Consider the following 9,063-nt stretch of genomic DNA (forward strand, 5'->3'; position numbering starts at 1 on the left):
GTACTCACCTCCGTCAGAAAGAACCCGCCATGCGAACGTCTTCGATCCGCCGTACCTGCGCGGCCCTCGCCGCCGCCACCTCCCTCGCCCTGGCCGTGACCGCCTGCGGCGGCACCACCAAGAACGACGTCAAGGACTCCGGCGGCTCGAACACCGCGGCCGGCACGGCGAACCCCGACGCCGCCCTGAAGAAGGGCCTCACCGTCGGCTTCCTGCCCAAGCAGGTCAACAACCCCTACTTCACCACCGCGGACAAGGGCGGCGAGAAGGCCGTCACCGAACTCGGCTCCACCTACAAGGAGGTCGGCCCCTCCAGCGCCACCGACACCGCGGGCCAGGTGAGTTACGTCAACACCCTCACCCAGCAGCAGGTGGACGCGATGGCCGTCTCCGCGCAGGACCCGGGTGCCCTGTGCACCGCGCTCAAGCAGGCGATGAAGAACGGCATCAAGGTCGTCACCTACGACTCCGACACCACCCCGGACTGCCGCAACGCCTTCATCTCCCAGGCCAGCGGCGAGGACCTGGGCCGCACCGAGGTGCAGCTGCTCGCCGAACAGATCGGCTACAAGGGCGAGATCGCGATCCTGTCCGCCGCGCAGACCGCGACCAACCAGAACGCCTGGATCGAGTACATGAAGGAGGAGCTGAAGGACCCCAAGTACAAGGACATCAAGCTCGTCAAGACCGCCTACGGCAACGACGACGCCCAGCAGTCCTTCCAGCAGACCCAGGGCCTGCTCCAGGAGTACCCGAACCTGAAGGGGATCATCTCCCCGACCACGGTCGGCATCAAGGCCGCGGCGCAGTACCTGTCCGGCTCCAAGTACAAGGGCAAGGTCAAGCTGACCGGCCTCGGCACCCCCAACGACATGCGCAAGTACGTCAAGAACGGCACCGTCGACGCCTTCGAGCTGTGGGACCCGGCCAGGCTCGGCGACCTCGCCGCCCGCACCGCCGTCGCGCTGGCCTCCGGACAGATCACCGGCAAGGAGGGCGAGACCTTCAAGGCCGGCGACACCGAGTACACCATCGGCAAGGACGGCGTGATCAACCTGGGCAAGCCGACCGTGTTCGACGCGAAGAACATCGACCAGTTCGACTTCTGAGCCGCGTCGGCCGCTGATCCGGGTCGGCCACCGATCCGGATCAGTCACCGAACCCTGTCACCTTCCCGTCCCCAAGGGGTGTTGATGCAGCGCGTGTGCTTCCTGCTGAAGGTCCGCGCGGACCGGCTCGACGCGTACCGCGAGCGGCACGCCGCCGTCTGGCCCGAGATGCGCGCGGCGCTCTCGGCCGCCGGCTGGCACAACTACTCGCTGTTCTTGCGCGAGGACGGCCTGCTCGTCGGCTACCTGGAGACCGAGGACTTCGCGGCGGCACAGGCGGCCATGGAAGCCACCGACGTCAACGCCCGCTGGCAGGCGGAGATGGCGCCGTTCTTCGAGTCGCTGGACGGCGCCAGACCCGACGAGGCCATGAGACCGCTCACCGAAGTGTTCCATCTGGCCTGAACCCCCGAGCCCGCTCATGAGAAGACGCACCGTGCCGGCCGGCTTCGACCTGCCCGCGTGACCAGACCGTAGCGGGGCGGCGCCGACGGTAGTGTGAAGGTTTCCCGCCGCCCCTCGTCCCTCAGGAGGTCCCCGCCCGATGGCCCAGTCGGTGGGTATCAAGGACGTCGCCCGCGCCGCCGGAGTGTCGGTGGGCACGGTCTCGAACGTCATCAACCGCCCGGACACCGTCGCGAGCGAGACCCGTGCCCGGGTGCAGTCCGCGATCGACCGGCTCGGCTATGTACGCAGCGAGTCCGCGCGCCAGTTGCGCGCGGGCCGCAGCCGGATCATGGGCCTGCTCGTCCTCGACATGGGCAACCCGTTCTTCGTCGACCTGGCGCGCGGCGCGGAACGGGCCGCGCGGGACGCCGGGCTCGGCGTGATGGTCTGCAACAGCGCGCAGAACGCCGGGGAGGAGGCCGAGTACCTGGCCCTGTTCGCCGAGCAGCGGGTGCGCGGGGTGCTGCTCACCCCGGCCGACGCCACCGGCCGCAACATCGCGGGCTTCCGCCGGCACGGCATCCCGTTCGTCCTGGTCGACCGGGTCGCCGAAGGCACCACCGAGTGCTCGGTCTCCGTCGACGACGTGGCGGGCGGCGCGCTGGCCGTGCGTCATCTGGTGGACGCCGGGCACCGCAGCATCGCCTACGTCAGCGGTCCGCCCGGCCTGAACCAGGTACGCGACCGGCGCACCGGCGCCCTGAACGCGCTCGCCGAGGCCGGGCTCGGCCCGCAGTCCCTTCGGGAGCTGCCCACCGAACGCCTCGACGTCGCCGCCGGACGGGACGCGGGTGCCCGGCTGCTCGGCCTCGCCGACCGGCCCACCGCCGTCTTCTGCGCCAACGACCTGCTCGCCCTCGGCGTGCTTCAGGCCATGTACGCGGCCGGGGTCGTCGTCCCGGACGACCTGGCGATCGTCGGCTACGACGACATCGAGTTCGCGGCTGCCGCCGCCGTCCCGCTCACCTCGGTCCGTCAGCCGGCGGTGACCATGGGCGCCCTCGCCGCCGAACTGCTCCTGGAGGAGATGGAGGCGCCGAACGGCACCCATGAGCACCGGCGGGTGGTGCTCCAGCCGGAGTTGGTGGTGCGCCGTTCGAGTCTCGCCGCCCGCTGACCGCCCGGCCCGCGGCCGAACCATGATCCCGGGTGTCCGACGGCCGGCGGACATGTGCTGAACTGGGACGCGTCCATTCGTCCGCCCTGGGAGACCTGTTGAGCCACCGTTACCGCCAGCCCGGCGTCGTCCTCACCGACCACCGCTTCACCGTGCCCCTGGACCACGCCGACCCCGCGGGCGAGACCATCGAGCTGTACGCCCGTGAGGTCGTCGCGAGCGACAAGGCCGACCGGGACCTGCCCTGGCTTGTCTTCCTCCAGGGCGGCCCGGGGCACGGGGCGAACCGTTTCATCGGCAGACAGGCGTGGCTCGGCCGGGCCCTGGAGGAGTACCGGGTGCTGCTCCTCGACCAGCGCGGCACCGGCCACTCCACGCCCGCCACCCGGCAGACGCTGCCGCTGCGCGGCGGCCCCGCCGAACAGGCCGGCTACCTCACCCACTTCCGTGCCGACTCGATCGTCCGCGACTGCGAGCACATCCGCCCGCGGCTGACCGGCGGCGCCCCCTGGACCGTGCTCGGCCAGAGCTACGGCGGCTTCTGCACGGTCACCTATCTGTCGCTCGCCCCCGAGGGCATGAACACCGCGGTGATCACCGGCGGGCTGCCCTCCCTGGACGCCCACGCCGAGGACGTCTACCGGGCCGCCTACCCGCGCATCGAACGCAAGGTCGCGGCCCACTACGCCCGCTACCCGCAGGACGTCGAGCGGGCCCGGCACATCGCCGAGCACCTGCTGAACCACGAGGTGGTCCTGCCGGGCGGCTACCGGCTGACCGTCGAGGCGTTCCAGTCCCTCGGCCTGATGCTCGGCACGGGCGACGGCAGCCACCGCCTGCACCACCTGCTGGAGGACGCCTTCGTGCGCACCCCGTCGGGCCCCGAGCTGTCCGACGCCTTCCAGGAGGCGGTCCGGGGCCTGCTCTCGTACGCGGCGTTCCCGCTGTACGCGCTCGTGCACGAGTCCATCTACGGCCAGGACGCCCGCCCCACCGCGTGGGCGGCCGAACGCGTCCGCGCCGAGTTCCCGCAGTTCGACGCGGCCAAGGCGCTCGCCGGTGACGCGCCGGTGCTGTTCACAGGGGAGACCGTGCACCCCTGGATGTTCGAGACCGACCCGGCCCTGCGTCCGCTGCGCGAGATCGCCGATCTGCTGGCCGCCCGCACCGACTGGCAGCCGCTGTACGACCCGGCCCGCCTCGCCGCCAACGAGGTCCCGGTCGCCGCGGCCGTCTACCACGACGACATGTACGTCGACACCGAACTCTCCCTGCGGACCGCCCGCGCGATCCGGGGCCTGCGCACCTGGGTCACCGACGAGTTCGAGCACGACGGCCTGCGCGTCGGCGCGCCCCGTGTCCTGGACCGTCTGCTGGCCCTGACCCGCGACGAGGCATGAGCGCCGCAGGTGACCGGCGGGCCGGGCGCGACCGGGCGGGGCGCCGTCGTTCGCCCGGCCGGGCGGCGGACGAGCAGGCCGGTAGGGTGGCCGGCATGCCGGACGAGAGGGACCGCCGAGCGGCGCTGCGCGGTGACTGCGCGCGCTGCTTCGGACTGTGCTGCGTCGCCCTGCCCTTCGCCGCCTCGGCGGACTTCGCCCTCGACAAGCCCGCCGGCCGGCCCTGCCCGAACCTGCGGGGCGACAACCGCTGCGGCATCCACACCGAGCTGCGCTCCAAGGGCTTCGCGGGCTGCACGGTCTACGACTGCTTCGGCGCCGGGCAGAAGGTCTCGCAGCTCACCTTCGGCGGGCGGGACTGGCGCACCGGCTCCGCCGAGCACGCCCGGAGCATGGTCGAGGTCTTCCCCGTCGTGCGGCAGCTCCACGAACTGCTCTGGTACCTCGCCGAGGCGCTGGAGCTGCCCGCGGCCCGCCCGCTGCGTACCGAGCTGCGCGAGGCATGGAGCAGCACCGACCGGCTCACCGGGCAGACCCCCGGGGAACTGGCCGTCCTGGACGTGGCCGCCCACCGGCGGCGCGTCGACGTACTGCTGCGGCGCGTCAGCGAGTCGGCGCGGTCGGCGATCCCGGGCGCCCGGGGCAGGAAGAAGGACCGGCGCGGCGCGGACCTGGTCGGCGCCCGCCTCAAGGGGGCCGATCTGCGCGGCGCCGATCTGCGCGGGGCCTGGCTCATCGCCGCCGACCTGACGGGCGCGGATCTGCGCGGCGCCGACATGATCGGCGCCGATCTGCGTGATGCCGATCTGACGGGCGCGGATCTGACGGGCGTGCTCTTCCTGACCCAGCCGCAGGCCGACGCGGCCCGCGGCAGCGCCGGCACCCGGCTTCCGGCGTCGGTCACCCGCCCCGCGCACTGGACAGCACACGGCTGACCCGCGACCCGTACGCCGGCTCCCGGCCCGCCCGCGCCGGCGTCGGCGGCCGGGCCTGGTTGGCGTACACCTCGATATCCGATAGGTTAGGCAAGCCTTACCTAAGGAGGTTTCGGATGGGTGACAGCCAGACCTGGACGGCCGGGCCCGGCACGGCCGAGCGGGCCCGTTCGGTGCTCGCCACGGCGTGGTCCTGCACGGTGACCGCGCACGGCGGGCGCGACGAACTCGTCGGGGCGCACACCGTGACCGACGACGGGCGGGTGATCCTTCAGGTGCCCGAGGACAGCGCCCTGCGCACCGCGGCGGTCTGCGCACCGCGCGGCGAGCCCTGCGCGGTGCTGGAGTTCGCCGACGTGGCGCCCGTGCCGGTGCGCGGCCGGATCCGCGCCCGGCTCTGGCTGGCCGGCTGGTTCGCCCCCGAGGACGGCCGGCTCGTCCTCCGCGCCACACGGGTGGTGCTGCGCCGCCCGTCCGGTGCCGAGGCCATCGGCCTCGACGAGTACGCCGCCGCCGCACCCGACCCGCTCGCCACCGCGGAGGCCCGGCTGCTCACCCACCTCGCCGACGCCCACCCCGACGCCGTCGAACGCCTCACCCGGCTCGTCCGGCCCGAGAGCCTGCACGCCGCGACCCGTGTCGTGCCGCTCGCACTGGACCGGCACGGACTCACGCTGCGTATCGAGCGCACCCGCGGCCACGGCGAGGTACGGCTGACGTTCCACCGGCCCGCCGACGACCTCGCCCAGCTCACCGAGCGCATCCACGTCCTGCTGGCGCAGGCGGCGGCCACGACCACCCGCCCCCGCGCCCTACAACGGCAGCGCGCAGACGGCGACCGGTGAGGCGAACGGCTCGCCCGCGAGCCGCAGCCCGCCGTTCTCGGCGTCCACGTGGAAGACGCTCACCGTGCCCGAGCGCTGGTTCGCCGCGAACAGCAGCCGACCGTCCGGCGAGAAGGCGATCTGCCGCGGGAAGTCACCGGCCACCGGCACGGTGTCCAGCAGCCGCAGCTTGGCGCCGTCCGCCTCCACGGCGTAGCGCGCCAGGCTGTTGTGGCCGCGGTTGGCGAGATAGGCGAACGCGCCGTTCGCCGTGACCAGGAACTGCGCCGGATAGTTGGTGCCCGCACCGGACCCGGTGGACTGCGGCTCGCCGATCCGCAGCCGGCCGGTGTCCGCGTCGTACGCGCACACCACGACCGTGTCGTCCACCTCGTTGGCCAGGTACGCGAACCGGCCGCCCGGGTGGAAGGCGAGATGCCGCGGGCCGGCGCCCGGCCGGGTGTGCGCACGGGCGACCTCGGTCAGCGTGCCCCGCGCCAGGTCCAGCCGGTAGCTGTACACGCTGTCGGTGCCCAGGTCGACCGCCAGGACATGACCGCCGTCGGGACCGGTGACGAACTGGTGCGCGTGCGGCCCCTGCTGCCCGGGGCCGGGCGGGCCGGAGTGGGTCGCCAGTGCCGTGCGCTCCCCGAGGGCACCCGAGGCGCCGATGGGATGCACGGCCACGCTGCCCGAACCGTAGTTGGCGCTGAGCAGCCAGCGCCCGCCCGGGTGCACCGACACATGGCAGGGCGCCGCGCCGCCGGTGCCGCGGGAGCCGAGGATCCGCCGGTCGGCGAGGCGCACGGCGGTCACGGCGCCGTGCGTGCGCTCGTCGACCGCGTACAGGGTGCGGCCGTCCGGGTGCGCGGCGAGGTAGGACGGGTCGGCGACACCGGTCAGGGTGCCGGATCCGGTGACGGCGCCGGTCACCGGGTCGTACCGGGCCAGACCGATGCCGGTGCCGCCGCCTTTGGCCGAGGTGTAGGTGCCCAGGTAGAGGGGGCGGGGGCCGGACGGCTCGGCCGGGCGCCGGGGCGCGGCGGACGTCGCGGGCAGGGCGGACGACGCGGGCGCCGGCTGTCCGGGCTCGGCCCGCGGCGCCGCCGGTGCCGGCAGGGCCACCGCGGCGGCACCGCCCGCCATCGCCCCGACGAACCGGCGCCGGCTCCAGCCGCCGCCCGTCGCTCCCGCACCACTGCCCATACCCGCACCTCACGGATGTCCGCTGCCCCGGTCGTGACAGCCACCATGACCCGGACCACCCCACCGAGGCAAACAAGGCCGAGGCCACCCGCGCCCCGCGGCGAGCACGCAGCCACAAACCAGCGGACCGACCGCTGCCGCCGTGGACGCCGTCGAGCCGCCTCGCGGCATCGCCCACCCGGCGCCCGGTCCGCCCGTGTCGGCCCCGACCGACGCAGGGGCGCGGCCATGGCCGCCCGAGCGGGTCGGCGTCCGGGGGCAGCGCGCCGCCGCGGGCGCGGGCCGCCGTGCCCATGAGGGCGGGACCGTTCGTCCACACCCGTGCCCGCTGACTGGCGCGACGACTCGCTCCGGAGCGGGGCGGCCGGTCGCCGGGGCGGGGCCGGGCGGTGGTTCACGGGGCGCGGGGGAGCAGCCGGGCCGGCGACGTGAGGTGGCCCAGGGCCGGGGCGCGGATGATGGCGGCTGCCGGGGCAGTACTCCATGGTTCCGCGGCTCGCGGGACAGCCGGCCGCGTCACGGCCGGCCCGATACGGCGCGCACCTTGCCCGTCCCCGCCCGGAGCGCGGCCGGCTCCGGCGGACCCGCGAAGTTCAGCCGCATCGCCTCGCGTAGGTGCAGGGGTGGATCACGCCACCGTGCGCCCGTCACCGGCGTGCCCCTGTGCCTCGCCGGTCCGTGCCTCATCGGTGCGCATGTGTTCCGGGGTCCGTGTGGTTTCGGCGCAGCCGCTCGGGCACGCCCACCCGCTCCCGCACCCAGGCCATCCAGGGCAGCCGGTCCCGCTGCTTGTGCGCGACCCGGTCCAGCTCCTCCAGCAGGCGGCGCGAACGGTGCTCGGTGTCCAGCTCGTCGATGATCCGGTTCACCTCGGTCAGGACCGCGCCGAGCAGCTGCCAGCGTCGCGGGTCCCGCTCGGCCTCCTCCCGCAGCAGCAGGGCCACCTTGTCGCGGGTGCCCGCCGCCGTCTGCAGTTCGGCGGTCAGCCGCGCCTCGGCGGACTCGGCGCTGACGCTCAGATCGGTGGTCACCAGCACCGCGAAGCTGACCACCGCGTCGCCGACCTCGGACAGCAGCCGCTCCACGGCGGCGCCCGTCTCCGGCGGGAACAGGGGGTGGGGCGCGCGTGACTTCGCCAGGTCCGTGAAGGTCCTGGCCAGCACCCGCAGCACGACCGTGCAGATCTCCAGCGTGTCCAGTCCGGTCCGCAGCACCACCCGGTGCAGCAGGCCCTCCCGGACGCGCGGATTGAGCCGCAGACTGTCCTCGGCCTGCCGCAGGTCGGCGTCCACCTCGATGATGTCGTGATCGAGCTTGCGCGCCTCGTGCAGCCGCTCGGCGGCCAGCTCCCACGGGACGCGCCCCGCTGCCTGCTCGCCCAGCCGCAGCGTCAGCTGCCGCACCCGCCGGGCCAGCCCCTCGATCGACTCCCCGGCCTCGTCCACCCACACCGGGGGAGCGAGCACCAGGTTGCAGGCGAGCCCGACGGCCGCGCCGATCAGCGTCTCCACCACCCGGGCCCAGGCCGTGTTGCCGACCGTGGTCACACCGAGCACCAGCATGGCGCTGATCGCCACCTCGGGTACGTACTCGTCGACCCGCACCAGGCGGCCCACGGCCAGCGCGGCCACGATCAGCAGGGCAAGGCTCCACCAGGTCAGCCCGACCAGCAGGCTGAAGGCGATGGCGACCAGGACGCCCGCCACCACGGAGTTCACCCGGCGGATGCCGTTGGTGAGCGTGGCGTACAGCGTGACCTGGACGACGAGCAGGGCGGTCAGGGGCGCGGTGAGCGGCGCGGGCTCCGGGCTCAGCCGCAGCGCGACGACGTACGCGATCGTCGCCGCGCCGGCCGACCGCACCGTCTGGACGACGACCGGGTCACGGCGCCGCTTCACGAACCGCTTGGGGCCCGCGGTCCACTTCCGTACGTCTGGCATGCCTCGCTCTGTTCCCCGAGCCCGCCCCCACCGAACGTACCCGCCCTGGTCCGGCGCCGTACGACCGTGGTCCGGGGCGCGGACG

The 9,063-nt window shown here is 73.9% G+C and carries 8 protein-coding genes; 6 read left to right on the top strand and 2 right to left on the bottom strand.

Annotation, left to right across the window (positions count from 1 at the left end; all coding sequences use genetic code 11):
- The first annotated feature begins 29 nt into the window (after nt 1-29).
- From rhaS to AC27LF_RS01935, 6 genes are all read left to right on the top strand, one after another.
- A complete protein-coding gene (rhaS, locus tag AC27LF_RS01910; protein ID WP_479660272.1) occupies nt 30-1,109 on the top strand; it encodes a rhamnose ABC transporter substrate-binding protein in 1,080 nt (359 codons plus the stop codon).
- Between the two features lie 84 nt (nt 1,110-1,193).
- The gene (locus AC27LF_RS01915) at nt 1,194-1,514 is read left to right on the top strand and encodes an L-rhamnose mutarotase (protein WP_404039371.1); all 321 of its coding nucleotides are present in this window, start codon (nt 1,194-1,196) and stop codon (nt 1,512-1,514) included.
- Between the two features lie 139 nt (nt 1,515-1,653).
- Nucleotides 1,654-2,673, top strand: coding sequence for a LacI family DNA-binding transcriptional regulator (locus tag AC27LF_RS01920; protein WP_479660273.1), 1,020 nt, complete (start codon nt 1,654-1,656; stop codon nt 2,671-2,673).
- 98 nt (nt 2,674-2,771) lie between these two features.
- Nucleotides 2,772-4,073, top strand: a complete 1,302-nt coding sequence (locus AC27LF_RS01925) for an alpha/beta fold hydrolase (RefSeq protein ID WP_479660274.1) — start codon at nt 2,772-2,774, stop codon at nt 4,071-4,073.
- Between the two features lie 95 nt (nt 4,074-4,168).
- Complete coding sequence (locus tag AC27LF_RS01930) at nt 4,169-5,008, top strand: pentapeptide repeat-containing protein (protein ID WP_479660275.1); 840 nt, start codon at nt 4,169-4,171, stop codon at nt 5,006-5,008.
- Between the two features lie 116 nt (nt 5,009-5,124).
- Nucleotides 5,125-5,853: a DUF2470 domain-containing protein gene (locus tag AC27LF_RS01935; RefSeq protein ID WP_479660276.1), complete on the top strand. Its 729-nt coding sequence runs from the start codon at nt 5,125-5,127 to the stop codon at nt 5,851-5,853.
- On the opposite strand, the gene AC27LF_RS01940 is transcribed toward AC27LF_RS01935, so the two are convergent.
- Nucleotides 5,821-7,038, bottom strand: coding sequence for a lactonase family protein (locus AC27LF_RS01940; RefSeq protein ID WP_479660277.1), 1,218 nt, complete (start codon nt 7,036-7,038; stop codon nt 5,821-5,823). The genes AC27LF_RS01935 and AC27LF_RS01940 overlap by 33 nt on opposite strands.
- 683 nt (nt 7,039-7,721) lie before the next feature.
- A complete protein-coding gene (locus tag AC27LF_RS01945; protein ID WP_479660278.1) occupies nt 7,722-8,978 on the bottom strand; it encodes an FUSC family protein in 1,257 nt (418 codons plus the stop codon).
- Nucleotides 8,979-9,063: the final 85 nt, after the last annotated feature.

Source organism: Streptomyces diversicolor (assembly GCF_057537855.1).